Raw genomic sequence first — 25,125 nt, 5'->3', positions numbered from 1 at the left:
CGCCGATGAACTTCCTCAACGACCAGGTCCGCGCCATTCTCTGGGCCCAGTTCAAAGGGATCTACAATAAGTTCTCCGGCGGCGGCTCCAGTTCCGGCCGCGCCGTCTACTGGATCTCCTCGCTCGTCTGGTACGGCGGAGTCTGCTTCCTCGCCTTCCTGGCCGCCACCGGCATTCCGGAAATCTCCACCACCACCACCCTCGCCACCGTCGTCACCACCGGACTCCTGGCCGCCACCGTCTACTGGCAGTTCGTCCCCGTCATGCTGGCCACCACCGGTGTCTCTCTCGACCTGCGCCGCCTCATCGTCTACCCCATCCTGCCCGCCAAGCTCTTTGTCATCGAGGTGCTGCTGCGCCTCACCACCGGCGCTGAAGTCGTCCTCATTATCATCGGCGGAGCCGTCGGCCTCATTCGCAGCCCCATCGTCCCCTGGTGGGGCGCCCTCGCCCTCATTCCTTTCTGCGCTTTCAACCTCCTGCTCTCCGCCGGAATCCGCGACCTCCTCACCCGCCTCCTCGCCCGACGCGGCGTCCGCGAAGTGGTGGTCTTCGGGTTTGTCCTGCTCAGCGCCCTGCCGCAGTTGATCGTCACCTTCTTCCCGCCCGACAAATGGAAAGGCCTCTACCAGCAGTACGGCAGCCGCATCCCCGATTTCCCCTGGCCCTGGCGCGCCACCGCCCAACTGGCCGCCGGCGGCTTCGCGCTGCTGCCCCTGCTCGCCCTCCTCCTCTGGGTCGCCATCGCAGCCTGGTTCGGCTACTCGCAGTTTCAGCGCGGCCTGCGCTGGGACGCCGCCGAGGTCATCTCGAAGGAACGCTCCACCTCGTCCGTCCGGGTCGTCTCCCTGGCCGAAGCGTTCTACCAGTGGCCCAGCCGCCTGTTGCCCGATCCCCTGGGCATCCTGGTGGAGAAGGAGATCCGCTCCCTCATCCGCGCACCCCGCTTCCGCCTCGTCTTCTTCATGGGCTTCAGCTTCGGCCTCGTCATCTGGCTGCCCATGATCCTCGGCCGCAACGGCACTCGCGGCGTCTTCGGCGAAAACATCCTCGTCTGGGTCAGCCTCTACGCGGCCCTGCTGCTGGGTGAAGTGCTCTTCTGGAACTGCTTCGGCTTCGATCGCACCGCCGCCCAGGCCTACTACGTCATGCCCGTGACCCTCAGCACGGTGCTGATCGCCAAGAACATCACTGCTGTCTTCTTTCTGCTGCTGGAGGTCACCATCGTCACCTGCGTGGTCCTGGCGCTGCGGCTGAAGTTCCCGCTCTACAAGATTCCGGAAGCCTACGCCGTCACCCTGCTGTTGTGCGTCTTCCTGCTGGCCATGGGCAATCTGGCCTCCACTCACTTCCCGCGTCCGGTGGATGCCTCGCAGTCATGGCGCCGTTCGTCCAGCGGCAAAGTGCAAGGCATGTTGCTGCTCTTCTATCCCATCCTCGCCATCCCCGTGGCGCTGGCGTATCTGGCGCGCTACGCCTTCGATTCCCACTGGGCGTTCTACATCGTGCTCAGCAGCGCGTTTGTCGTGGCGGGCATGACCTATTGGGTATCGCTTGACGCCTCGGTGGAAGCCGCCGATAAAAGAAGAGAGGCGATCCTCTCCGCGTTGTCCAGCGGCGAAGGACCCATCTCCTGAAGCCATGCGCCCGCGTTCCTCACTCCCCAATCCGAGCCGTGAAGGCGTCATTGCCGACGCCTCGAAACGTGCCCAAGTTGAGCCGCGACCGTCAGGGAGCGGAGGAGTCACCGCAATACTCCAACCAGCCAGCAAACTCCTCCCTCTGCTAGCCCTCCTCCTCCTCACCCTCCCCCTCCACGCCGCCTGGAACGAATCGAAATCCGGACCCTTCATCGTCTACACCGACGCTGGAGACGACCGCGCCCGTGCCGCCCTCTACCACCTGGAACAGTTCCGCTTCATCTTCGGGGAAGCCATCGGCCGCAAGGAACTCACCTCCGTCTGGCCCATCACGGTCATCGTGGCAAAACCCTCGAAAAACCCGCTGCCCCCGCGCATCGGTTTCACCCGCGACGGCTGGCTCGTCACCTGGCCCGCCGGCACTACGCCGCCCGTCGCCTGGTTCCGCCAACTCGCCGTCATGTTCATCGAGGACAACCTCGCCGGCCGCATCCCCGACGAATACGAAGCCGCCATGGCCGACCTCTTCTCCACCATGGAACTCAAGGGCGGCAAAGTCGTCCTGGGTGTGCCGCCACCGCAGGATGCCCGCACCAGAACCTGGGCGCTGCTCCAATACCTGCTCACCAACCCCGAATCCGCCGTCCGCACCAAGGTCCTCCTCTCCAACCTCGCCAACGGAGCCGAACCCGACGCCGCCTTCCGCAACGCCTTCGGCAAGCCCAAAGCCGCCATCGACGCCGAAGTCGAGCAATATCTCAAGACCGGCAACTTCCTCACAGTGACCCTGCCCGGCCGCCCGCTCGACCAGGATCGCGCCTTCACCTTTGTCCCCATGCTGCCCTCCCGCCTCCGAGTCCTGCCCGGCGACGAACTCATGGCCCAGCAAGCTCCGCCCGACAAGGTACGCATCGCCTATCAGAACGCCCAGAACGAGCGCCCCGGCCCGCTAGGCTTCGAGGGCCTTGGCCTTGCCTTGCTCGCAGAAAAGCAGCCCGAAGACGCAAAGAAAGCCCTCCACCAGATGGCGCTCGACACCGAGAACGCCGGAACCCGCGGTCTCTTCGAACTCGGCCTCCTCGAGAAGGACAAAAAGCTCCTGGAGCGCGCCGCCACCCGCAACCCGCGCTGGGCCGAACCCTACGCCCAACTCGCCGCAATGGAGCCCGGCCCCATCCGCAAAGCGGCTCTCTACAGGAAGGCCACCGAACTCGCGCCGCGCAACCCCAAATACTGGACCGAACTCGCCAAGGCCCAATTCGACGGCAAGAAGTACGACGACGCGGAAAAGGCCTGGCGCGCAGCCGAGCGCGTCGCTCCCAATGAGAAAGAGCGCGCCGTCCTCACGGCCGCCCGCGAACAGTTCGAGCAGAACCGCTACGACCTGCAGGCCGCCGAAAAGGCCCGCTTGAAGAAGGAAGAGCAGGACGAGATCGAGCGCGTGAAGAACGAAAGCCTGGCCAGCATCCGCGCCGCCGAAGCCGCCGCCAACGCGAAGGGCGGCGGAGTCGGCAACAGGAAGGTGGAGCAGTGGTGGGACGGCCCCCCTGCTGTCGCTTTCTCGGGAACGCTCGATGCCGTCACCTGCCGGGCCGGGGGCAAGGCCACCCTCACCGCACGAGGCACCGATGGCAAGCCCGTCTCGTTCATCATCAACGACCCCGGCAAAATCGCGGTCTTCGGAGCCAACCAGGCACAGATCCAACTCTCCTGCGGACCGCAGCGCCCCCCTCGCCGTGTGAAAATCGAATATGTGGACAAGCCAGGGCCCAAGGAAGTCGTGACGGTCGAACTCCAGTAATGGTCTCCCAACTACGTTGGCTGGCGATCGCCGTCTTCGCGCTGGCTAACGCCCTCAACTTCATGGACCGCCAGATCCTGGCCGCGCTGGCGCCCCAGTTGATGCGCGAGTTCCACATCACCGCCGGCGGCTATGGCGACGTGATCCTCGTCTTCTCGCTCACCTATGCCTTGGCTGCGCCAGTGGCCGGCCTGCTCATCGATCGCCTCGGCCTGCCCTTCGGCGCCTCGCTCTCCGTGGGGCTCTGGTCCTTTGCCGGCATGGCCACCGGCTTCACCAGTTCGCTCACCGGCCTCATGACTACACGCGGACTGCTCGGCTTGGGCGAATCCGGCGGCATCCCGGCCACCGGCAAGGCCTCTGCCATCTACCTGCCGCCCCGCGAACGCGCCATGGGCGCAGCCGTGTTTCAAATCGGACTCACCCTGGGCGCGATCGCCGCCCCCCTGGCCGCCGAAACAATTTCCCGGCTCTACGGTTGGCGCATGGCCTTCGTCATGCTCGGGGCATTTGGATTCCTCTGGATCCCGCTCTGGATCGTCGTCTCGAAGCGCGTGCCCCGCCTGCCCGAAACGAAACCGCCGTCGCCGGCCCGGGCGATCCTGCAAGACCGCCGCTACTGGGCCCTGCTCGCCTCAAACGTCCTCCTCATGTCGGTCTACTCGCTGTGGGTGAACTGGACTACAGTATTCCTCGTGCGCGTTCACCACATGCCGCAGCACGAAGCCAACTTCCAACTCGCCTGGATCCCGCCCATCTTTGCCACGGCCGGCGGCCTCTTCGGCGGTTGGTTGACCATGCGCTGGGCCGGCCGGAAAGCCGATGTGACCCCCGCCCGTTTGCGTGTCATCCTCTGCGGCTCGCTGCTGCTGCTGATCGGAGCGTTGGTGCCCTTCATGCCCACCCCGGGCCTTGCCACCGCGTTCATCTGCCTGTCGTTCTTTGCCTGCGTCGCCTCGAGTGTCAACATCTACGCTTTGCCCCTCGACCTCTTTGGAGCGGGTCATGCCGCCTTCGCCGTCTCGGGGCTGACCAGCGTCTACGGTTTGCTGCAAGGCGTCTTTTCGAGTGGGGTCGGCCGCGTGGTCGATCGCTACGGCTTCACTCCGGTCTGCCTCGGAGTCGCCGTGTTGCCCATGGCCTCGTGGCTGGTTCTCCACCTCGCTCTCCGCCCGAAAGCATGAAGCAGTTTCTCAAACGCGCCTTCTTCTCGCTGCTCGGCAAGGAACCCGAAGCGGTGATCGCCATCTTCGGCCCGGGTCCGCATGGTGACAAGCTGCGTGAACTAGTCCCCGATCGGCGAGTGGTATATATCCCCGTCGAGGAGGGGGATAGTACCGGCGAAATCTGGCTTAGGGCGAGACGGGCGCTGGCTCCTTACCGGGTAGGCCTCGCCGCCGCCCCCGTTGCTAACCGCAAAATTCTGACGGCGGCGTGCACCGTTTGTGCCGGCAAAGTGCTCGCTTTTCACGGTAATTTGGACCGTCACCATTTGCACTGGTCGACACCCCTCGCATCGGCCCTTTTTGCCGCCGGAGTGCCCCTGGATCGAATCTGGCTCAGGCCGTCATGGTGGCCCGGACGGAAGCGCGAAGTCTCTGATTTGCCTAGGGTTTGGCGCAGAATCGAAGGCCGGCCGGCGCGGCCTGGCGCGCCGAAAGTGGCTGTCCTCAGCCCCTATTGCCCCTATCCTCTATCGCATGGCGGAGCCGTCCGGATCTACAATTTACTGCGCAACGCATCGTCATATTGCGATGTGACGATATTCGCCTTTGAAGACGGGCAATCGGAATCGGATTTCGCGCAGCTCACTGAATTCTGTACAAATCTGTATATTGCGAAGAAACCGCGCTATCGCGAACCGCGCTGGTCGACCCTTCTGCCGCCCGAGGCTTGCGAGTTTTACACGCCGGAACTGCACGAGCAACTCCGCCGCGAGCTGAACGGTCAAATCTTGCAAGTGGAGTACACAATGCTGGGCCGTTACGGCGGCGACGTCCTCGTCGAGCACGACGTCACCTGGGACCTGTTCGAGCAGCTCCATGCCCAGGAGAAGTCGCTGCGCTCCTGGTGGGATCTGTACCGTTGGCGCCTGTATGAGACTCGCGTCCTGAAGTCGTTTCCGCGGGTCGTCGCCATGAGCGACAAAGATGCCGGCCTGCTGGGCCATCCCGGCACCGTGGTGATTCCGAACGGGGTCGACCTCGACCGCTTCCAGCCGGCTCCGGAAGAAGGTCCAGCGAGACGCCTGCTGTTCATCGGCAGCTTCCGGCACTTCCCGAACGTGGCCGCTTACCGCTTCTTCCGCGAACAGGTTTGGCCCCTTCTTTCGAAGCAGTTAGCTGACCTGGAAGTAGACGTGGTCGCCGGGCCGGACCCGCATCTGTACTGGAGCCAGCCGCCCGGCGATCGGCGCATCCGGTTGCATGGTTTCGTCTCGGACGTGCGCCCCTTCTACAAAGACACTCATTTGGTGCTGATTCCCACGGTCGTGTCGGCCGGAACCAATCTGAAAGCCCTGGAAGCGATGGCCACCCAGCGGGCGATCGTGTCGACTCCATCGGGTGTGGCCGGGTTGGGCCTGGAACATGGCAAGAGCGTATGGATCGCCGACACGGCTCGGGCGTTCGCGGAAGGCATCCAGTATCTGCTGGAAAATAAAGAGCGCAGGACTGCGTTGGCGCAGGCCGCGTACGAACTGGCGAAGGACCGTTACGGCTGGCCCGCGCTAGCCTTGAGACAGGTGCAAGTATGGCGGAAGCAATGACGATACGGCCGATGACGATGTCCGATCTGGACGTGATTGAACGGATCCAGAAGGCGAACCCGACCGGGGCCCAGTGGAACCCCATCGACTATCTGGCCTATCGCACCGTAATGGCCGAGAAGGACGGTGCCGTGATCGGCTTCCTATGCGTTCATCCTTTACCGAATGGGGTGGATGGGCGCACGGAAGTGGAGATCCTAAACCTGGCCATCGACCCGGCGCACAAGCGGCGCGGGGTGGCCACGCAACTGCTGGCGACCCTTGACTTTCAGGTGCTGTATCTCGATGTGCGGGAGACGAACAAGCCGGCCCTGGAGTTCTATCGCAAGCACGGTTTCAAGAAAACGGGTCACCGGCGCAAGTACTACAACTACCCGGTAGAGGATTCCATCATGATGACCCGCGGATAACAGGATCAAAAGCCCCTGTTTTCAAGGGGTCTGGAGAGCCTCCAATCGTACGGCGTTCATGGGATTGTAAGATGCCGGCAAAAATGATAGTGTCGTGGTGTCAGCGGCCCTGAGGGGCTCCGCTGAACCTTATGATGCAGTTGTTGAGAGCACACCGAGCCAGTGTCCAAGTCAACCCGACTCGGCGTGGATCCCGATACCAAGGAGAACCACCCATATGGAGAAATTCTCGCAGGAAGAGCTCAAGGCGTACCTGATGCAAGCCAACGACGAGTTTCGAGCCCTCGCTGAGAAGCATGCTGAGTATAAGCGGCAGATCGATGCGATCGAACACAAGTCGCCGTTGACTGATCAAGACGAGATTGAGGAACACCGGCTAAAGAAACTGAAGCTCCACATCAAGGATCAGATGCAGGAGATCATGAACCGGCACCGGGCTACGCAGGTAGCCTGAACTCAGCTCGCCAGCATCTGGTGCGCGTTATAAATTTCGACTGAAGGCCCCGGCGACGCTCCTCGGCTCGCCGGGGCTTTTTAGTGTGGTATTCTCCCCGCAATGGCGGAACTTGCAGTCATCGTGCCCACCTTCAATGAGAAAGCGAACGTTCTACCCCTGATTGAAGCGGTAGACCGGGCGCTGGCCGGCATCGAGTACGAAATCGTATTCGTTGACGACGACTCTCTGGACGGCACATCTGAACACGTCCGGGCTGTGGCCCAGGCAAATCCACGGGTCCGCATCCTCCAAAGAATCAACAGAAAAGGCCTGGCCTCAGCTGTGATCGAGGGCATGATGTCGACCAGTGCGCCTTACCTCGCGGTGATCGACGGCGACATGCAGCACGACGAACGCGTGCTGCCCCAAATGCTGGCTAAGTTGAAGCAACAGCAGCTGGATATTGTTGTCGGGTCGCGTCACGTGGAAGGCGGCGGGATGGGTGATTTTTCGAAGTCCCGCGTCCTGCTCTCGAATGCCGGCAAGGCCCTGAGCCGTTCGATCTCGAAGACGCCGGTGTCGGATCCGATGAGCGGCTTCTTCCTGCTGGATCGCCGCTTTCTGGACGACGTCGTAAGGGAACTCTCCAGTACCGGCTTCAAGATTCTATTGGACTTGCTGGCCAGTGCCCGCCGCCCGGTGAAGCTGGGTGAGGTGGGTTACACTTTCCGGCTGAGGGAGCGCGGCGAGAGCAAGCTGAACATCATCGTCAGCCTGGAGTACCTGCGCCTGCTGCTGGATAAATGGGTTGGCGCTTATGTGCCGGTGACCTATTTGATCTTCGGGGTGGTGGGTGCGTTCGGCGTCCTGGTCAATCTGGCCATCATCTTCCTGCTGCTGCGCTTTGGCATCGAGTTCTCGCAGGCGTTCATCTGGTCCTCGTCGCTCGTGATTGCGGTGAACTTCTTCCTGAACAACGCTTTGACGTTTCGATCGAGAAGGCTGCAGGGCGCGGGGTTGATCGTGGGCCTGGTGCTGTTCTACCTGGCCTGCCTGATCGGCCTGGTGGTGAATCTGGGCATCGCCAACAGCCTGAGGGAGAAGGGGTTCCCGCTTTGGCTGTCTGGCCTGACCGGGGTTACCCTCTCCTCTGTCTGGAACTATTGGGTCACGTCGATTCTGGTATGGCGGGCGCACCGCAGGGGGCTGCGGCGGCCCGCCCTTCCCGCTTAGTCACCCGTCACAGGAGCGACGAGCATGGGTGTGGTGGTGGGGGCGGCTGAACCGGCTTCTGGTTCCACGCTAAGTGCCAGCGCTGCCGTACTTCCGGGTGGAAGCTGGGTCTCGAACAGGTGCACGGCGTTGCCCGCTTCGTCAGGCCGGAACAGGCCGGCGGGCTTCGGATTCTGGCCCTTGGGGATGATCCACATCTGATAGACATGCGCGGGATCGAGGCCCGCCAGGTTGGCGCCGATCATGACTACACCGCGTTTCGGGTTGAGGAAGTAGGTTGCGCGGGGTTTGACCTCTTCGCGGCCCGCTGTCGCGAGGCGCGTGCCGGGATCCCCTAGAACCGCCAGGGCCTGCTGGATGCGGGCGGAGCGAACCCTTTGCGATTCAAGCTGATGGCGGGCGTCGGCCAGCAGGGTCTTCTGTTCGTGGTTCTGGTTGCCCATCCAAACCGTCAGGAGCAACAGTCCGGCAGCGAGCCCGGCCCAGAGGAAGGTCCAGGCGGGCGACTGATCGCGGCCTGTAAGGGTGCGGATGACCGCGCCGCGCAGGCCGCGGCGCGGCGCGAGTTCTTCGACGCTTCGCATAATCATGGAGTTCAGCGCCAGGGCGCGGCGGAGGCGGGCCTGGCAGGTTTCGCAGCCGGTGTTGAGGTGGGCGCCGAGTTCGGACTGCTCGGCGGGTTCGAGCAGCCCCAGCGCGTAGAGTTCAAACTCCTCGATGTACTTGTCGCAGTTCATGCGGGCACCTTCGCGTCGAGTTCATCGCGCAGGAGCTTGAGGCCGGTGCGCAGCCAGGTTTTGACAGTGCCCAGGGGCTGGCTGATGCGTTCAGCGATCTCGGTTTGGGAGAGGCCCTCGAAGTAGGCCAGTTCGATGACCTGGCGGTGGGTGTCCTTGAGCTTCGTGATGGCGGCGCGCACCTGGTGGATGCGATCGGATTGAATGAGATCCTCTTCGATGCCCTGGAAAAGGGCGGGCTCGTCCATGCGGTCCATCGCGACCTCGCCTTTCCACTGGCGGCCGGTGACGGAGCGCAGGTAGTCGATGGCCTGGTTGCGGGCCACGGCGAGGATCCAGGTGGTGAAGCCGCCCTTGTCGGCATCGAAGAACTGCGAACGATGCCAGACGCGCAGGAAGGCCTCCTGCACCAGTTCCTCGGCGACCGCCTGGTTGCGCACCATGCGGAAGACGAGCGAGTAGACGATGCGACCGTAGCGGTCGTAGAGCTCGGCCGCGGCATCGGGTTCGCGGCGTTTCAGGCGCTCGAGGAAGGCGCGATCTTCCGGGGTCCGCAGCAGGGCGGTGGCGAGCGGGACGAGGATCCAGACACACATCCAAACAAACGGTCTCACGTGCTGTTTTTGCCTTTCAGGGAGATGTACGGAATCCGATTGCAGTTGGATGTCGTAGGAGTGAGAGAAGCCTCCTGGATTTTACGCATACGATTTTAATGTTCGTGCTACCATGCCTCAAAGGACTCCGATGTACCGCTTTTCGATATGCCTGTTGACGCTGGCCGCGGCTGCGGCGGCGCAGGACGATGCCAAGCCGAAGGACGAGGCTCCGGTGATTCCGGTGCTGCATCAGAGTGTTGTTGTGCAGGGCAGTCCGGTGGAGGTGACGATCGACCGGCGGAACGGCGAGGTGGTGCAGAAGACGCTGTTTTCGCGGGACGACCAAATCTTTCACATCCTGGATGCGGGCATCAATGCCGGGCAGCACGAGGGCGGCGCGAAGAGCGTGGAGATCCGGCGGTTCGGCTTCAATTTGGATCATGGCGGGGTGAGCGGCGGGTTGAAGGTGCTGACCGATGGCGTGGGGCAGAACCAGGCGACGCAGGGGCACGGGCAGGGCTACCTGGGCAGCCTGAAGAGCCTGTCGCCGGAGCTGATCAAGGAAGTGAACCTGATCAACGGGCCGTTCAGCGCGGAATATGGCGATTTCAGCGGGCTGGGCGTGGTGCACATTCTGACTCGGGACACGATGCCGGATGAGCTGACGTTCCGGATGCAGGGCGGGTCGTATGACACCGCTCGCGGGTTCTTCTCGTATAGCCCTACGCTGCAGAATACGGATGCCTTGTTTGCGTATGAAGGGTCGTTCTCGAATGGTCCCTTTTTGAATCCGCTGGGGTACCGGCGGGACAATGTGACGGCCAACGTCACGCAGCGGATTGGGGAGCGGCGCCAGGTGGCGATGAAGTTCAACGCGGGCCGGGCGGATTCATACTCCTCGGGGCAGTTGCCGGTGGATGAGATCATCGCGGGGCGGCTGAGTCCGTATGGCGCGGTGAATCCGACGAATGGAATCAAGCAATGGAACGGGACGCTGGCGGGGTATCTGCGGCAGGAGGGCGAAAACGGGCAGGTGTGGAAGGTGGATGCGTTTGTGGGACGGTCGCTGTTCGATCATTTCATGGACTTTACGTTTTATCTGAATGATCCCGTGAATGGCGATGCGTTCCAGCAGCACGACTCGCGGCTGCAGCAGGGCGCCAATGTGCAGTACCTGCGGCCGCACAAATTCCTGGGGATGACCGGGTATCTGTCGACGGGCGCGAACTTCCACGCGAACCAGATCAACGTCGGGTTGTATCCGCGGGTGGACCGGGTGCCAACGGGTGTGGCGTCGCGGGCGCAGGCGGATATTACGAACGGCGCCGGGTATGTGCAGGAGAATTTCAGCCTGCTGCAGGGGAAACTGCTGCTGGGGGGCGGGCTGCGGTTTGATGCGTTCCGGTTTGACCTGGCGGACCGGGTGGATCCGTTGGGAAGCGGAGTGCAAAGTGCGGGCCGGTGGCAGCCGAAGGCTAGTGCTTCGTATACGCCCTCGCATCGCGTGCCGTTGACGGTGTTTGCGAATTACGGACGGGGGATTTCCACTTCGGATGCTCGGGCGATTGTGAAGAATCCGCAGATGGAGCGGGTCGCCACGACTGACTTCACCCAGGCCGGCGTGGCTTTCCGGTCGGGGCGGTTTGGAGCGCAGGTCGCCGGGTTTCACATCGCGCGTTCGAACGAGCAGGTGTATATCCCGGATGACGGGACGATTGAGTTCAAGGGGCCGAGCCGGTCGTATGGGTTTGAGACGAAGGCTTCGGTGGAGCTGAACCGGTTTGTTGCGTTCAATGGCGGGATCACCAAGGTAACGAACGCGTTTTACCTGGGGACGCCGCGGGTGTATGTGGATAGCGCTCCGCATTTTGTGGCGAATGCGGGAGTGACGCTGTCGGGCTGGCGGAGTTGGAGCGGGTCGTTGCGGATGCGGGCGATCGATCACTACCGGTTGGATGGGGAGGATGCTTCCGTGGTGGCGTCCGGGCACACCGTGTTTGATCTGTGGGTGTCGCGGCGGGTGAGCCGGAATATCGATTTCCATGTTGGGGTGGATAATCTGCTGGGGCGGTTTTACTACGAGACGCAGAATTACTTTGAGTCGCGGTTGCAGGGGGAGGAGCCGATGGCGCGGATTCATGCGACTCCGGGGTATGGGCGGACGATTACGGTGGGGATGACTTTGAAGTTGCGGCGGAAGTAGGAGATTGCTCCTCGGCGATTCCTTTTGTTGGTTGGCTCGATGGTCGCTGCTGGGGGTGGTGGCGTTTTCTGTGTTGCGGCGGGCCCCCGGCTTGCGCCGGGGGTAATGCTGGGGGGGCAGTTGGGGGCGTAGGGGACGTTCACGCCCTGTCCACCTGCGGCGACTTCGTTTCTCAGAACAGTTTGCGTTTTGGGACAGGGGATGAACGTCCCCAGCGAGGGGGGCATGGGGATGGGCATCCCCAGCCCATGGGGACTGGGAGTGAAGGGCATTCGTGGGATGAACGTCCGCAGCGCTTTGGGATCGGGGATGAAGGGAACCGGTGGGATGAACGTCCCCATCGCGGGGGACAGGGGATTAGCGTGCGGGCCGGATGGCGCCGGGACTGGCGCTGGGGGCGGCTTGCGCGGTAGAAATACTAAAGCGCTTGCATGGAGGTCCCTTTGCTTCTCCGCGTCCTGGTCTTTGGCCTGTGGAGTGTTTCCGTTGGCGCCGTTTTTGGCGCGGATCCTGAGTTTGATGGCAATCAGAGTGCGCTGCGGCCGGCGATCGAGCGGTATCAGAACGACCGGGCGGCGCTCGAACGGCGGTATCGCGTGGAGTCTTCCGAGGCTCGGCGGGCGCGGTTCCAGAAGTTCAATACCGAATGGCTGGCTCGGGTGGAGGCGTTCGATTTCGAGAAGCTGAACCAGGAGAGCCGCATCGACTGGCTGCTGCTGCGGAATGACATCCTGCGGTCGCAACGGCAGTTGGAATTCCGCGCAAAGATCGATGCCGAGACCGCCGCACTGCTGCCGTTCCGGGCGGCAATTGTGGACCTGGAAGAGACTCGGCAGCGCATGGAGAAGGTGGATTCGGCGAAGTCGGCGGCTACGCTGGATGCCGTGCGGAAACAGATTGAGGCGCTGCGGAAGTCGATTGAGGCAGAGTTGAAGCCGGGGGTTTCGGGGATCAAGAAAACGACTGCCAATCGGGCGGCCACGGCTGTGCAGACGCTGCGGCGGACTCTGGAGCACTGGTATACGTTCTACGCGGGGTACGATCCCGTGTTTACGTGGTGGGCCGCTGATCCCTACAAAAGCGCGGACAAGGCATTGGACGGGTATGCCGTGTTTTTGCGCGAGAAGATCGTCGGCGTCAAGCCGGATGACAAGACTACCGTGGTGGGTTCTCCGATTGGACGGGAGGCCCTGATCAGTGAATTGCAGGCCGAGATGATTCCCTACACGCCCGAGGAGTTGATTGCTCTGGCGAACAAGGAGTTTGCCTGGTGCGAGAACGAGATGAAACGGGCGTCGCGGGCGATGGGGTTCGGCGACGACTGGCACCAGGCGCTGGAGAAGGTCAAAACGCTGCATGTGGAGCCGGGTCAGCAGCCGGAGCTGATCCGGCAACTGGCTCTTGAGGCCGAAACGTTTGTCGAGAAACATGATCTGGTGACCGTGCCGCCGCTGGCCAAGGAGATCTGGCGGATGGAGATGATGACTCCGTCGCGGCAACTGGTGAATCCGTTCTTCACCGGTGGGGAGGTGATCAGTGTTTCCTATCCCACAGATGACATGACGCAGGAACAGAAGCTCATGTCGATGCGGGGGAACAATATTCACTTCTCGCGGGCGACGGTGTTCCATGAGCTGATTCCCGGGCATCATCTGCAGTTGTTTATGAGTGACCGGTACCGGCCGTGGCGGCAAGGGTTCAATACGCCGTTCGGGGTGGAAGGCTGGGCGTTGTACTGGGAGATGCTGCTGTGGGACATGAAGTTCCAGCAAGGCCCGGAGGACCGGGTGGGCGCGCTGTTCTGGCGGATGCACCGGTGTGCGCGGATCATCTTCTCGCTGAGTTTTCACCTGGAGAAGATGACGGCCCAGGAGTGTATCGATTTTCTGGTGGAGCGGGTGGGGCATGAGCGGGATAACGCGGCGGGGGAGGTTCGGCGGTCGTTTGAGAGCGATGACTATGGGCCGCTGTACCAGGCTGCGTATCTGTTGGGTGGATTACAGATTCGGGCGCTGCATAAGGAGCTGGTGGATTCCGGGAAGATGACGAACCGGGCGTTCCATGACCGGATTCTGCAGGAGAATTCGATTCCGATTGAGCTGGTGCGGGCGAGTTTGACGGGGGGGGCTTTGAGCCGGGAGTTTCGTTCGAGTTGGCGGTTTTATGAGTGACGGGGGAGTTGGTTGAGGGATGGAGGGTAGGTGGAGTTGTTGGGTGGTGGAGAGTGACGTTGGGATTGGGGCGGGCCCCCGGCTTGCGCCGGGGGTAATGCTGGGGGGGCAGTTGGCGGTGTTGGGATGGGGGTGTTGATGGGTGGTGGGGGTTACGTTCGAGTTGGGATTGGCCCCGGCTTCGCCTTCGGCTGCGCCGGGGGTAATGCTGGAGGGGGGGTGGTTGAGGTTGCGGAGTTGTCTGAATGCGATGGTGTTGTTCGGGAGGACTGGCGGAGGACGCGGGGGTGGGGGACGTTCACGCCCTGTCCACCTTCGGCGGCTTCGCTGGTCGGAATAGTTTGCGTTTCGGGACAGGGGATGAACGTCCCCACTGGCACGTCCCCACGGGCACGTCGCCTCGGGATGATTCCTTTGCGTGGGTTACCGCGGGTCGTTGGATACTGAAGAGGAAGCGATGAAAATACGGCGGGAAGTGCATGTGGTGGATTCGCACACGGGCGGGGAACCGACCCGGGTGGTGATTGGCGGCGGACCGGATTTGGGCACGGGGTCCATGGCGGAACGGTTGGCTGTGTTCCGGACCGACCACGATGCGTTCCGGTCGGCCGTTGTGAATGAGCCGCGCGGCTCTGATGCCGTCGTGGGGGCTCTGCTGTGCGATCCAGTGGATCGCGAATGCGCCGCAGGCGTCATTTTCTTCAATAATGTCGGATACCTGGGGATGTGCGGCCACGGGACCATCGGGCTCGTCGCCACGCTCGCCTATCTCGAACGGATTGTTCCCGGGACCGTGCGGATCGAGACTCCGGTGGGGGAAGTGAGCGCGGAGCTGCATGAGTCGGGGGACGTCACGGTGTCGAATGTCGCCAGCTACCGGTTAGCGAAAGACGTGCCGGTGGATGTGAAGGGCTATGGGACCGTTGTGGGCGATATCGCCTGGGGCGGGAACTGGTTTTACCTGATTGGCTCGTCTCCGGTGGGGGTCGAGTTCCGGAATCTCGAGGCGCTTACCGAATTCACGTGGAAGGTGCGGCAGTCCCTGACGGCTCGCGGGATTACCGGTGCGAATGGTCAGGAGATCGACCACATCGAAGTGTTTGGCTCTTCCCAGGTGGCCGATAGCCGGAACTTCGTGCTGTGTCCCGGGAAGGCGTATGACCGGTCGCCCTGCGGGACCGGCACCAGCGCGAAGCTGGCTTGTCTGCATGCCGACGGGAAGCTCGCCGAGGGGCAGGTTTGGCGGCAGGAGAGCATCGTGGGCTCCGTGTTTGAAGGCACCGTGCGGGCGGCGGACGGGCAGGTTTATCCGAGTATTCGCGGCAGCGCCTTTGTGAACGCGGAGGCGCGGCTTGTTTTAAACGAGGATGATCCGTTTTGTTGGGGGATCCGGGGATGAGCAGGCGCTCCGCCGATGTCGTGATTGTGGGCGGAGGGATCGTGGGGGCGGCGTGCGCCTATGAGTGCGCGGCCGGCGGCTTGTCGGTGATGGTGATTGAGGAGTCGGTGATCGGCGGCGGCGCGACCGCGGCGGGCATGGGGCATGTCGTCGTCATGGACGATTCCGAGGCTCAGTTCCAACTCACTTCCCTCTCGGCTCGGATGTGGAAGGAGCGGGTGGGCGCGATGCCGGCGGGCGTCGAACACCTGCCCTGCGGCACCTTGTGGGTGGCGGCGGACGAGGAAGAGATGGCCGAGGTACGGCGCAAGCAGGCGTTCTATGAAGAGCGCGGCGTGCCGGTGGAGGTGCTGGACCGGCGGCAGTTGGAAGAAGCAGAGCCGCACCTGCGGAAGGGCATGGCGGGCGGGTTGCTGGTGCCGGGCGATTCCGTGGTGTATCCTCCGGTGGCGGCGAGCTGGCTGCTGCGCGCGTGCGGCGCGACATTGGTCTCCGGTGTAGGCGTGATTACCTTGCGCGACGGTGGGGTGACGCTGTCGGATGGTGAGGTGGTCGACGCCGGGGTCGTGGTGAATGCAGCGGGCGCGAAGGCGGTGCGGCTGACTCCGGGAATCCCGGTGGCTCCGCGGAAGGGGCATCTGGTGATTACGGACCGGTATCCCGGGTTTGTGCGGCATCAGTTGATCGAGTTGGGGTACCTGAAGAGTGCGCACTCCTTGAGTGGGGACTCGGTGGCGTTCAACGCGCAGCCCCGGAAGACGGGCCAGGTGCTGATCGGGTCGTCGCGGCAGTATGGCGTGGAGCACAGCGGGGTGGACCGGCCGATTCTCAGCCGCATGTTGAGCCGTGCGGCGGAGTATATGCCGGAGATCACGGGTTTGACCGCGATCCGGACGTGGACGGGTTTCCGGGCGGCGACTCCGGACAAGCTGCCGCTCATTGGTCCGGTGCCGGGCACGCAGCGGGAGTGGCTGGCGACGGGCCACGAAGGCTTGGGCATCACGACTTCGCTGGGGACGGGGCGGCTGCTGGCGGACCAGATTCTGAAGCGCACGCCTCCGATTCCGGTGGAGCCGTATCTGCCCGGGCGGTGCATGCATGAGTAAACGGCTGACAGTGATGGTGGACGGGCGGCCGGTGCAGGTGGACGCGGGTACGACGGTCGCGGCGGCGCTGTGGAATGCGGGTGTCACGGCGTTCCGGCATTCGGTGACGGGCGAGGAGCGGGCTCCGCTGTGTGGGATGGGCATTTGCTTTGAGTGCCGGGTGACGATTGACGGCGTGGAGCATTGCCGGAGCTGCCAGACGCTGTGCGCGGATGGAATGCAGGTGAAGACCTCATGAGGCGCTGGGAAGTGGTGGTGGTGGGCGCGGGTCCGGCGGGCATTGCGGCGGCGTGCCGGGCGGCGGAGTCGGGTGCGCGGGTCCTGGTGCTGGACGACAACCCGTCGGCGGGCGGGCAGATCTGGCGGAACGATGCGGCGCAGCCCTGGCTGGAGCGGTTTGCGGAGTCCGGTGCGGAGCTGCGGACGGGCTGTGTGGCCACGGATACATTGCCGGAGGCCCGGAGCTATGTGCTGGCCACGGGAGCTCGGGAGTTGTTTGTGCCGTTCCCGGGTTGGACGCTGCCTGGCGTGTTCGGGCTGGGCGGGATGCAGGCGCTGGTGAAGTCGGGCTTGGATGTGGCGGGGAAGAGGGTGGTGGTGGCGGGCTCGGGTCCGCTGCTGCTGGCGGTGGCGTCGCTGCTGCGGAAGCGCGGGGCGGCGGTGTCGGCCGTGGTCGAACAGGCGGACAGGACGCGCATGGCTGGCTTCGGCGCGCGACTGCTGCTGGAGCCTGGCAAGCTAGCGCAGGGCGCGGGCCTGATGATGTCGCTGCTGGGCGTGCCGTTCTATACGGGGAGTTGGGTGGAGTCGGTTACGGGGCGCGGTAGTGTTGAGCGGGTCAGAATGCGCTGCGGCGGGCGGGTGGTCGAACAGGACTGCGACGCTCTAGCGGTGGGCTATGGGCTGACACCGAATACGGAGCTGGCGGCGCTGCTGGGGTGCCATTTGACGCAGGGCGCGGTGGTCGTCGATGAGTGGCAGGAGACGAGCGTCGATAGTGTCTACGCGGCGGGCGAGGTGACCGGAATCGGCGGGGTGGAAAAGTCGCGGGTGGAAGGCGAGATCGCCGGGCTGGCGGCGGCGGGTTTGCAGGGGCTGGCGCAACAGTTGTTTGCGGAACGGGCGCGGACGCATGCATTTGCGGACGGGTTGGCGCGGGCGTTTGAACCGCGGGCCGAACTGCGGAAGCTGGCGCAGGCGGAGACGCTGGTGTGCCGCTGTGAGGATGTGACGCGCGGCGCGCTGGCGGGCATGAAAAGCTGGCGCGAGGCGAAGCTGCAGACGCGCTGCGGCATGGGTCCGTGCCAGGGGCGCGTGTGCGGTGGAGCGACACGATTTTTGTTTGGCTGGGGCGCGGATTCGATGCGCCCGCCGGTGTTCCCGGTGAAGGTCGAGAGCTTGATAGAAACGAGGCAATCATGAACTGGAACGGAGTTATTCCGGCCATTACCACGCCATTTCTGGAAGACATGAGCGTGGATCACGAGTTTTTCGCGCGGCACTGCCAGTGGCAGATCGAGAACGGGTGCTCCGGCGTGGTGGCGCTGGGGTCGTTGGGCGAGGGCGCGACGCTGACATTTGAAGAGAAAGAGGCCGTGCTGAAGACGGCCGTGAAGGCGATTGGGCCGAATTCTCCGGTGGTGGCCGGGGTGTCGGCGCTGAGCACGGATGAGGCGGTGCGGATCGCCAAAATGGCGGCCGATGCGGGCTGCAGCGGCTTGATGGTGCTGCCGCCGTATGTGTACTGCGGTGACTGGCGCGAGATGAAGGCGCATGTGGCGGCCGTGTTCCAGGCGACTCCGCTGCCGTGCATGCTGTACAACAATCCGGTGGCGTACAAGACGGATTTCGTGCCGGAGCAGGTGATGGAGTTGCTAGCCGAGTATCCGACTTTGGTGGCGATTAAGGAATCGAGCGCGGATGTGCGGCGGGTGGCCGCGCTGCGGGCGTTGGCGGGCAGCCGGTTGAAGATCCTGGTGGGCGTCGATGACCTGATTTTCGAGGCTGCGATGGCTGGGGCTTCGGGGTGGATTGCGGGCTTGGTGAATGCGTTTCCGGCGGAGTCGGTGGCGTTGTTCGATGCCTCGATTCGCGGGGACAAGGTGCGGGCGTTCGAGATATACAAGTGGTTCCTGCCGCTGCTGCGGATGGATACGGTGCCGAAGTTTGTGCAGTTGATCAAGCTGGCGCAGGAGATGGTGGGGATGGGGAATGCGCGGGTGCGGGGTCCTCGGTTGGAGTTGACCGGGGCGGAACTGGCGGAGGCGAAGGCAGTGATTGCGGAGGCGTTGGCGACACGGCCGTAGACGGGGTTGGTGGGGGCTTTCGGTTTTGGGGGACGTTCCGGTCTGGCCACGTGCGGGGGGCGTTGAGACTCCCGGATTTGCAGTGTCTTGGGCCAGACAGGAACGTCCCCATGCGGCGTTTTGGGGCCGCTGGAACGTCCCCATGGGGACTAGTGGCTGAGGACGAAGTTCACTTCGATTTCCGTGATCACTTCGATGGGTTGGCCGTTGAGTAGCGTCGACTGATACTTCCACTTGGAGACCGCTTCGGTGGCGGCTTGCGCGAGCCGGTCGTCCACCATCTGGTTGATGCGCTGCAGGGAGAGGATGTCGCCCTCGCGGGAGATGACCGCGCGCATCAGGACTGTGCCTTCCACGCCGGCGGCTTTGCACTCGGGCGGGTAGACGGGCCGCACCATATTCACAATCTTCGTGGCCTGCACGTTGCCACCGACGCGAATGCGGGTGGGCGGGCCGGATGGCGCGGGTGCAGCTTTGGGTGTGCCTTCTCCGGTGACAGTGAGGGATTCACTGACTTGGCCGGGCTGGAGCAGGATCTCGACGTCGGTTCCAGCGCCTCCAGACAGGGAGAGCTGTTTGATCGCGGAGAGGGCGAAGCCTGGGGCGGCGGCGCGGACGGCGTAGTTGCCGTCGGGCAGGGGCTCGAAGGTGAAGCGGCCGGCGGGGTCGGAGGTGGCGACTTCTTTGCGGTCGGAGCCTGGGAAGGTGAGGGTGACGCGGGCGTGGGGGACGGCGGCTCCGCTGACGTCGCGGACGACTCCGGTGATGCCTCCGGGGGCGGCGGCCGAGGCCGGCAGGCGGAGTGCGGCGAGTGGGGCGAGGATGGAGAGTGCGGCCACGGCGGCGGTGAGGACCATGCGGCGGCCTGCCGGGCGGCGGTTCATTTCGGGGTTGAGCATCGCGCGAAGGCGGCGCTCGAGGTCAGAGATTCGGGCCATGGGGATCCCTCCTTGTGGGACGCGTTCGCGGCCGGAGAGGCCACGGACAATATCGATCAGGTGGCCGGCGTAGTCGGACGCGCGTTCACCAGAGCGGAGGACGGCGTCGTCGCAGGCCAGTTCAGCCTCTACCCGCAGGCGCCCGGCGGCGAACCAGACCCAGGGGAGAGGCCAGTAGAGCGCGCAGACCAGGTTGGAGACAAGTTGAGAGAGCGTGTCGCGGCGCTGGGCGTGCATGGCTTCGTGCCGGAGGACAAGTTCGAGACGGTCGGCCGGCCAGGTGGCGGCTGAATCGGGCAGAAGAATGACGGGGTGGGCGAGTCCGCAGACGGCGGGGACGTCGATGAGCGGGCAGATGCGGACGGGCTGATTCTCGAAGCCGCGCCAGGGTTTGGATTGGCGGGCGAGGCGGCCGGCGCGGTACTGGGCGAAGGCGATGCGGAGGATGAGCAGGGCGGCGACGGCGGCCCAGATCCAGAGGACGATGCGTCCGGCGGCGGCCCAACCGGGGGCCTCGGCGGTGATGGTGAGGACGGTGCGGGCGGTGGCGGCTACGGGTGCGATGGCCGGCGCGAGATGAGGCGACCAGGCGACCGGCAGCAGGGCGAAGAGGGTGGAGGCGACCGGCAAGGTGAGGGCTGTGCTGAAGCCGGCGAGCCAGGCGAGGTGGCGGGCGGCGGCCGAGGCTCGGGCCAGGGCGAGGGCGGCCAGGGCGGCGAGTCCGATGAGCAGTGAGGCCTTCAGCGCGAACAGCAGCATGGTGGCGGCCGTGGGTGTCATGTCAGCGTCCATCCTTTCTTGCCTTGTCGATGAGGGATGAGAGTTCGTCCAGTTCGGCGTCGGTGAGGCGCGCGGAGCGGTTGTCGAGGAGAGCCGCGGCGGCGCGGGCCGGGGATCCGCCGAAGAAGGTATCCACCATGTGGCGCAGGGCCGTTTTGCGGGCCTGGGCGGGCTGGGTGGTGGGGGAGTAGACGTAGCGCAGGTCCTCGGCTTCGTGGCGCACGTGGCCTTTGTCCTCGAGGGTGCGGAGGTGCGCGCGGACGGCGGAGTAGCTGGGGCGGTCCGGCATGGCCTGGTGGATGTCGGAGGCGGTGGCGCGTCCGAGGCGGTAGAGAAGCTCCATGATCTGCCGCTCGCGGCGGCTGAGATTGAGAGGTGTTTTACGGGTTGCGTTCATATGCGGGTTTTCTGCCAGCCTGCTAGAAAACTAGCACCGCTCCGCGCGGCTGTCAATATGGACACCGGTCTGGCGATGTGGTTCCCGGCGAGGAAAAATTTCTGCTGATATTCTGCAGGCGTGACTTTGGCGAACAAAAGCCGCCGGGCGATGCTGGCGCTGGCGGCCGGATGGGCAGCCGGGCAGGGTGCTCCGCTGGTGGGCGGGACGTTTCTTCAGTTCTGGAACTTCCATAAAGATTGGGATGGAGCCCGGTGGCAGGCGCTGTTCGGGTATCTGGCGGAGCTGCGGGTGCGCGAGGTGGTGATCCAGTGGACGCGGTATGACGGGATCGATTACTCGGGCGTGACGCGGCGGGTTTTGGAGTTGGCGGACCGGGCGGGGATGGGGGTGTGGGTCGGGTTGGCGTATGAGCCGGCGTGGTGGCGGGCGTTGGAGGAGGGGGCTGGTGAGGCGCTGCTGCGGAGGACGGCGGAGGCGCACCTGGCTCTCGCGGCTGAGTTGAAGAGTGTCGTGCGGCGGCAGCGGGCGTTCCGCGGGTGGTATCTGCCGGAGGAGATCGATGATGTGCACTGGCAGGGGGCTGCGGCGGCCGGGTTGCACGAGCATGTGAAAGGGCTGCGGCGGCGGTTGCGGCCCCTGGCGATGAGCGGATTTTCGAATGGGCGGATGGCTCCGGCGGAGTTGGGGCGGTTCTGGCGGCAGGTGCCGGGCGGCGGACTGGACCGGGTGTTGTTTCAGGACGGGATCGGGGCAGGGAAGCTGACGTTGGAGAACTGGCCGGGGTATTTGCAGGCGCTGGAGCGGAGCCTGGGCCGGCGGTTGACGGTAGTCGTCGAGAGTTTCGAGGCAGTGCCGGGTGCGCAGGGGTTTCAGGCACGGCCGGCGGGCCTCGAGCGGATCAGGCGGCAGGTGGAGCTGGCGGGGCGGTATTCGAAGAATGCTCCGGTGGTGTTCAGTCTGCCGGAGTATGCGACGCCGCTGGGGGGCGAGGCGGCGGCGCGGTTGTACGACGAGTGGATCCGGGTTCTGCGGGCCCGATAGACTCCCAAATATTTCCTTTCAAGGCGGCTGCCCTCGAACCGATGAGTGCGGCATGGTCAGCCCGCGCGGATGAATCGTGCGAGCGATGGATCGTCTTGGAACAGGAGACAACAAAATATGCGGGTAATGCTATCGGTCATTGCATTGTTTGTGATGTTGGGGCCGGCGTGTCCGGCGCAGGATGGAACGAGCCTGACGACCGCGAACGCCTTGTCGAGAGCGGCGAAGAGGGTGACGCCGGAGTACCCAATTGCGGCGCGGCAGTTGAACATCCAGGGTCAGCAGGAGGTGGCGATTGTTGTGAGTCCGCAGGGCGACGTGACGGAGGCGAAGGTGTTGAAGGGCAATGCAATGTTCACAACCGCGAGTGTGGCGGCTGCGAAGCAGTGGAAGTTCACGCCCTTCACGAAAGAAGGCCAGCCGGTGGCGTTCACGTCTGTATTGATCTTCAGTTATACGAAGTGACGGCGCGGCTGGGGGTTGCCGGCCAGCTGGACTTCCGCCACAGACTGCTCGGGATAGAATGGGGGCGTGCTGCGCAGGCTCGCCCCTGTTCTGCTGGCTGTCATTGCCCTGGCGAACGGAGAGACCTGGACCGGGAAAGTAGTCGGGATCCAGGACGGCGACACGATCACGATCTTACGAGTGGGACGGCCGGTACGGGTGCGTCTGGACGGAGTGGACTGTCCGGAGTTGGGACAGGCGTTCGGGGGCAAGGCCCGGGAGCGGGTGTCGGTGCTGGTGTTTGGGAGCGTGGTCGTGGTGCGTGAGAGCAATGTGGCGTCAGGGCGGGACCGGTACGGGCGGGTTGTCGGGCAGGTGATCCTGCCGGATGGCCGGAACCTGAACCGGGTGTTGGTGGCGGAAGGATTGGCATGGTGGTACCGGCGGTATGCGCCGCGGGATGCGGTGCTGGCTGATCTGGAAGAGCGGGCGCGCGAGTCGGGGTTGGGTTTGTGGGCGGACGCGGATCCGGAGCCGCCGTGGTTGTGGCGCGCGCAGAAGCGAAAGAGGCTCGTGGGCGAGGCGGCCGGGCGATTAGAATAGCGGCAGGATGAAAAGCTACCGCAAGGAACTGTGGTTCGAGGTCCCCGCTCGCCGCGGGTTTGTGAATATTACCCCAGAGATTGAGCGCTGCCTGGGCGACAGCGGGATTCGCGAAGGGCTGTGCCTGGTGAACGCCATGCACATCACGGCGAGCGTGTTCATCAATGATGACGAGAGTGGGCTGCATCACGACTACGAGGTGTGGCTGGAGAAGATTGCTCCGCATGAGCCGGTACGGGGGTATCACCACAACCGGACGGGCGAGGACAACGCCGATGCGCACATGAAGCGGCAGGTGATGGGGCGGGAAGTGGTGGTGGCGATTACGGAGGGCCGGTTGGATTTCGGGCCCTGGGAGCAGATCTTCTACGGGGAGTTCGACGGGCGGCGGCGGAAACGGGTCCTGGTGAAGATTATCGGCGAATGAAGCCGTGCAATCCATAGGGGATTGCCGTGAATTATCTGTCCCTTTAGGTATGAGCAGTTCTTGCGGGGCGGTGCTACACTGGAGCCGCCACGAGGAAACTTGCCATGGCTCAACCGCCTGTCCTTGTTGATTTGGATGCGGCAAACTTCGAGTCTCTGCCGTGTTGCGGCGTCGTGAACGAATCGCATTCCGGACGATGCGACAAGAACAAATGGCTCAAGACTTACCTCAAGAAGGGGCTTCGGGCGAAGGTCATGCTGGGCGCCAACGGGCGTCAGTGCGGCTATATCGAGTACTTGCCCGGAGAGTATGCCTGGCGGGGTGTGGAGGCTCGTGGATATCTGTTCATCCACTGCCTGTGGACGCACTACAAGGCCAACCAGCACCAGGGCTACGGCAGCCGGATGATCCAGGCTTGTGTGGAAGATGCCGCGGCGGCCGGCATGCACGGCGTGGCGGTGGTGGCTCGGGAGGAGCCTTGGCTCGCGTCGGCGGCAGTGTTTCTGAAAAACGGTTTCGAGGTAGTGGATACGGCTCCGCCCGACTACCAGTTGCTGATCCGGAAGCTGAATTCCGATGCCGCCAATCCGCGCTTCAAGAGTGGTTGGGAAGACCGGTTGAAGAAGTACGGTCAGGGGCTGACGATTATCCGCTCGAATCAGTGCTCGCATATCGCGAAGTTCGCCGATGAGATTGCGCAGACGGCGGAGCAGGATTACGGGATTAAGCCGACTATCGTCCAGATCAAATCGCACCGGGATGCGCAGAATGCTCCGACGCCGTACGCCGTGTTCGCCCTGATCCGGGATGGCGTGTTGCTGGCCGATCACCAGATCAGTTGTACACGGTTCCACAACATCATGAACGCCCGGCCGCGGTAGACGGCTGCTCACTGGCGCGCTGGCCGCTGGGGTAGGAGACCTCGTGCGAGACGTTTGGGCCGTGCTGGGGCATTCCTGTTTCGAGCCGGGTTTGCCTTGACTTAGTGATTGTATCCGGGTAATATTATTACATCCGGGTAGAAGTGCTCGGAGTAACGAGACTTCTCCGTGATTCCAGCTAACAACAGAACCTACACCGCCTTTGCGGGTGCCCGTTGGATCGCGGGCGGAAGCCTGGCTGAGGTTGCGGCCACGGCGAAGATCGCCCTGGATGAGAATCTGTGGGCGCAGGTGCTGATCTTCGACGACGTGACCAGCGAGGTGGTGGATGTGGACTTCCGCGGCGATGTCTCGGACGTCGTGGCCCGGATCGTTGAGAAGGACCAGCGCGTCGTGGCGAAGGTGGACGACCAAGCCATGGGGGAGACTGCCCGGGGGCCGGGCCGGCCCAGGTTAGGGGTGGTTGCGCGGGAAGTCACGCTGCTGCCGCGTCACTGGGCCTGGTTGGCGAGCCAGCCTGGGGGCGCCTCGGTGGCTTTGCGGAAGCTGGTGGAGCAGGCCAGCCGGGCGAATCAGGGCCGGGACCGGCGGCGCCACGCCAAGGATTCGACGTATCGATTCTTGTCGGCGATGGCCGGCAATCTGCCGGGATTTGAAGAGGCTACCCGGGCGCTGTTCGCCGATCAGGCGGCGCAGTTTGCCGCGCTGGTGGCCGCGTGGCCTGGCGACATTGGGGCGCATGCGAGGAAGTTGGCCGCCCCTGCTTTTGAGGCGCACGAAGATTCGGCCCTCTGAACCTTTACCAT

24 protein-coding genes are annotated in these 25,125 nt (G+C 63.9%); 20 read left to right on the top strand and 4 right to left on the bottom strand.

The window, feature by feature from the left end:
- The first annotated feature begins 5 nt into the window (after positions 1-5).
- The 7 genes from IRI77_RS07335 to IRI77_RS07305 all read left to right on the top strand — a co-directional run bounded on the left by IRI77_RS07335 (position 6) and on the right by IRI77_RS07305 (position 8,287).
- Positions 6-1,637 (top strand): hypothetical protein, encoded by a 1,632-nt coding sequence (locus IRI77_RS07335; protein WP_194451418.1) that lies wholly within the window; start codon positions 6-8, stop codon positions 1,635-1,637.
- Between the two features lie 4 nt (positions 1,638-1,641).
- Complete coding sequence (locus IRI77_RS07330) at positions 1,642-3,441, top strand: tetratricopeptide repeat protein (RefSeq protein ID WP_194451417.1); 1,800 nt, start codon at positions 1,642-1,644, stop codon at positions 3,439-3,441.
- Complete coding sequence (locus IRI77_RS07325) at positions 3,441-4,625, top strand: MFS transporter (RefSeq protein WP_194451416.1); 1,185 nt, start codon at positions 3,441-3,443, stop codon at positions 4,623-4,625. Before IRI77_RS07330 ends, IRI77_RS07325 begins: the two co-directional genes overlap by 1 nt.
- Positions 4,622-6,208, top strand: coding sequence for a glycosyltransferase (locus tag IRI77_RS07320; protein ID WP_194451415.1), 1,587 nt, complete (start codon positions 4,622-4,624; stop codon positions 6,206-6,208). The genes IRI77_RS07325 and IRI77_RS07320 overlap by 4 nt, the downstream gene beginning before the upstream one ends.
- 11 nt (positions 6,209-6,219) lie before the next feature.
- Positions 6,220-6,618: a GNAT family N-acetyltransferase gene (locus IRI77_RS07315; protein ID WP_194451414.1), complete on the top strand. Its 399-nt coding sequence runs from the start codon at positions 6,220-6,222 to the stop codon at positions 6,616-6,618.
- Positions 6,619-6,835: 217 nt separating this feature from the next.
- Positions 6,836-7,072, top strand: a complete 237-nt coding sequence (locus IRI77_RS07310) for a YdcH family protein (protein WP_194451413.1) — start codon at positions 6,836-6,838, stop codon at positions 7,070-7,072.
- Between the two features lie 102 nt (positions 7,073-7,174).
- Positions 7,175-8,287, top strand: coding sequence for a glycosyltransferase (locus IRI77_RS07305; RefSeq protein ID WP_194451412.1), 1,113 nt, complete (start codon positions 7,175-7,177; stop codon positions 8,285-8,287).
- On the opposite strand, the gene IRI77_RS07300 is transcribed toward IRI77_RS07305, so the two are convergent.
- Both IRI77_RS07300 and IRI77_RS07295 read right to left on the bottom strand, forming a co-directional pair.
- Complete coding sequence (locus IRI77_RS07300) at positions 8,284-9,024, bottom strand: anti-sigma factor domain-containing protein (protein WP_194451411.1); 741 nt, start codon at positions 9,022-9,024, stop codon at positions 8,284-8,286. The two genes, IRI77_RS07305 and IRI77_RS07300, sit on opposite strands and share 4 nt — an antisense overlap.
- The gene (locus IRI77_RS07295; protein ID WP_228486639.1) at positions 9,021-9,638 is read right to left on the bottom strand and encodes a sigma-70 family RNA polymerase sigma factor; all 618 of its coding nucleotides are present in this window, start codon (positions 9,636-9,638) and stop codon (positions 9,021-9,023) included. Before IRI77_RS07295 ends, IRI77_RS07300 begins: the two co-directional genes overlap by 4 nt.
- Positions 9,639-9,750: 112 nt before the next feature.
- On the opposite strand from IRI77_RS07295, the gene IRI77_RS07290 reads away from it, so the two are divergent.
- The 7 genes from IRI77_RS07290 to IRI77_RS07260 all read left to right on the top strand — a co-directional run bounded on the left by IRI77_RS07290 (position 9,751) and on the right by IRI77_RS07260 (position 18,805).
- Positions 9,751-11,823 carry a TonB-dependent receptor gene (locus IRI77_RS07290; RefSeq protein WP_194451410.1) on the top strand — a complete coding sequence of 691 codons (2,073 nt, stop codon included), beginning with the start codon at positions 9,751-9,753 and terminating at the stop codon, positions 11,821-11,823.
- Between the two features lie 443 nt (positions 11,824-12,266).
- The gene (locus IRI77_RS07285; RefSeq protein ID WP_228486638.1) at positions 12,267-13,994 is read left to right on the top strand and encodes a DUF885 family protein; all 1,728 of its coding nucleotides are present in this window, start codon (positions 12,267-12,269) and stop codon (positions 13,992-13,994) included.
- A gap of 457 nt (positions 13,995-14,451) precedes the next feature.
- Positions 14,452-15,393 (top strand): 4-hydroxyproline epimerase, encoded by a 942-nt coding sequence (locus IRI77_RS07280; protein WP_194451408.1) that lies wholly within the window; start codon positions 14,452-14,454, stop codon positions 15,391-15,393.
- Positions 15,390-16,499: an NAD(P)/FAD-dependent oxidoreductase gene (locus IRI77_RS07275; protein WP_194451407.1), complete on the top strand. Its 1,110-nt coding sequence runs from the start codon at positions 15,390-15,392 to the stop codon at positions 16,497-16,499. The genes IRI77_RS07280 and IRI77_RS07275 overlap by 4 nt, the downstream gene beginning before the upstream one ends.
- On the top strand, positions 16,492-16,737 hold the full coding sequence (locus IRI77_RS07270; RefSeq protein WP_194451406.1) for a (2Fe-2S)-binding protein: 246 nt from the start codon (positions 16,492-16,494) through the stop codon (positions 16,735-16,737). Before IRI77_RS07275 ends, IRI77_RS07270 begins: the two co-directional genes overlap by 8 nt.
- Positions 16,734-17,921 (top strand): NAD(P)/FAD-dependent oxidoreductase, encoded by a 1,188-nt coding sequence (locus IRI77_RS07265; RefSeq protein WP_194451405.1) that lies wholly within the window; start codon positions 16,734-16,736, stop codon positions 17,919-17,921. The genes IRI77_RS07270 and IRI77_RS07265 overlap by 4 nt, the downstream gene beginning before the upstream one ends.
- Entirely contained in the window at positions 17,918-18,805 is an 888-nt protein-coding gene (locus IRI77_RS07260; RefSeq protein WP_194451404.1) for a dihydrodipicolinate synthase family protein, read from the top strand. The genes IRI77_RS07265 and IRI77_RS07260 overlap by 4 nt, the downstream gene beginning before the upstream one ends.
- Positions 18,806-18,954: 149 nt before the next feature.
- On the opposite strand, the gene IRI77_RS07255 is transcribed toward IRI77_RS07260, so the two are convergent.
- Complete coding sequence (locus IRI77_RS07255) at positions 18,955-20,523, bottom strand: M56 family metallopeptidase (RefSeq protein ID WP_194451403.1); 1,569 nt, start codon at positions 20,521-20,523, stop codon at positions 18,955-18,957.
- A gap of 1 nt (position 20,524) precedes the next feature.
- Positions 20,525-20,920: a BlaI/MecI/CopY family transcriptional regulator gene (locus IRI77_RS07250; RefSeq protein WP_194451402.1), complete on the bottom strand. Its 396-nt coding sequence runs from the start codon at positions 20,918-20,920 to the stop codon at positions 20,525-20,527.
- A gap of 126 nt (positions 20,921-21,046) precedes the next feature.
- Between IRI77_RS07250 and IRI77_RS07245 the strand changes: the two genes are divergently transcribed.
- The 6 genes from IRI77_RS07245 (at position 21,047) to IRI77_RS07220 (ending at position 25,114) form a co-directional block, all read left to right on the top strand.
- The gene (locus IRI77_RS07245; protein ID WP_194451401.1) at positions 21,047-21,964 is read left to right on the top strand and encodes a DUF4434 domain-containing protein; all 918 of its coding nucleotides are present in this window, start codon (positions 21,047-21,049) and stop codon (positions 21,962-21,964) included.
- Positions 21,965-22,081: 117 nt separating this feature from the next.
- Positions 22,082-22,429 (top strand): energy transducer TonB, encoded by a 348-nt coding sequence (locus IRI77_RS07240; protein WP_194451400.1) that lies wholly within the window; start codon positions 22,082-22,084, stop codon positions 22,427-22,429.
- A gap of 66 nt (positions 22,430-22,495) precedes the next feature.
- Positions 22,496-23,011 (top strand): thermonuclease family protein, encoded by a 516-nt coding sequence (locus IRI77_RS07235; protein ID WP_194451399.1) that lies wholly within the window; start codon positions 22,496-22,498, stop codon positions 23,009-23,011.
- A 7-nt stretch (positions 23,012-23,018) separates the two neighbouring features.
- Positions 23,019-23,438: a secondary thiamine-phosphate synthase enzyme YjbQ gene (locus IRI77_RS07230; RefSeq protein WP_194451398.1), complete on the top strand. Its 420-nt coding sequence runs from the start codon at positions 23,019-23,021 to the stop codon at positions 23,436-23,438.
- A 104-nt stretch (positions 23,439-23,542) separates the two neighbouring features.
- Positions 23,543-24,319, top strand: a complete 777-nt coding sequence (locus IRI77_RS07225; protein WP_194451397.1) for a GNAT family N-acetyltransferase — start codon at positions 23,543-23,545, stop codon at positions 24,317-24,319.
- 168 nt (positions 24,320-24,487) lie between these two features.
- On the top strand, positions 24,488-25,114 hold the full coding sequence (locus IRI77_RS07220; RefSeq protein ID WP_194451396.1) for a DUF2239 family protein: 627 nt from the start codon (positions 24,488-24,490) through the stop codon (positions 25,112-25,114).
- Positions 25,115-25,125: the final 11 nt, after the last annotated feature.

Origin of the sequence: Paludibaculum fermentans, from assembly GCF_015277775.1 — a bacterium.
In the GTDB taxonomy this organism is placed as follows: Bacteria; Acidobacteriota; Terriglobia; order Bryobacterales; family Bryobacteraceae; genus Paludibaculum; species Paludibaculum fermentans.
The sequence above is the reverse complement of the archived record's forward strand: the minus strand, read 5'-3'. Positions and strand labels throughout refer to the sequence as shown.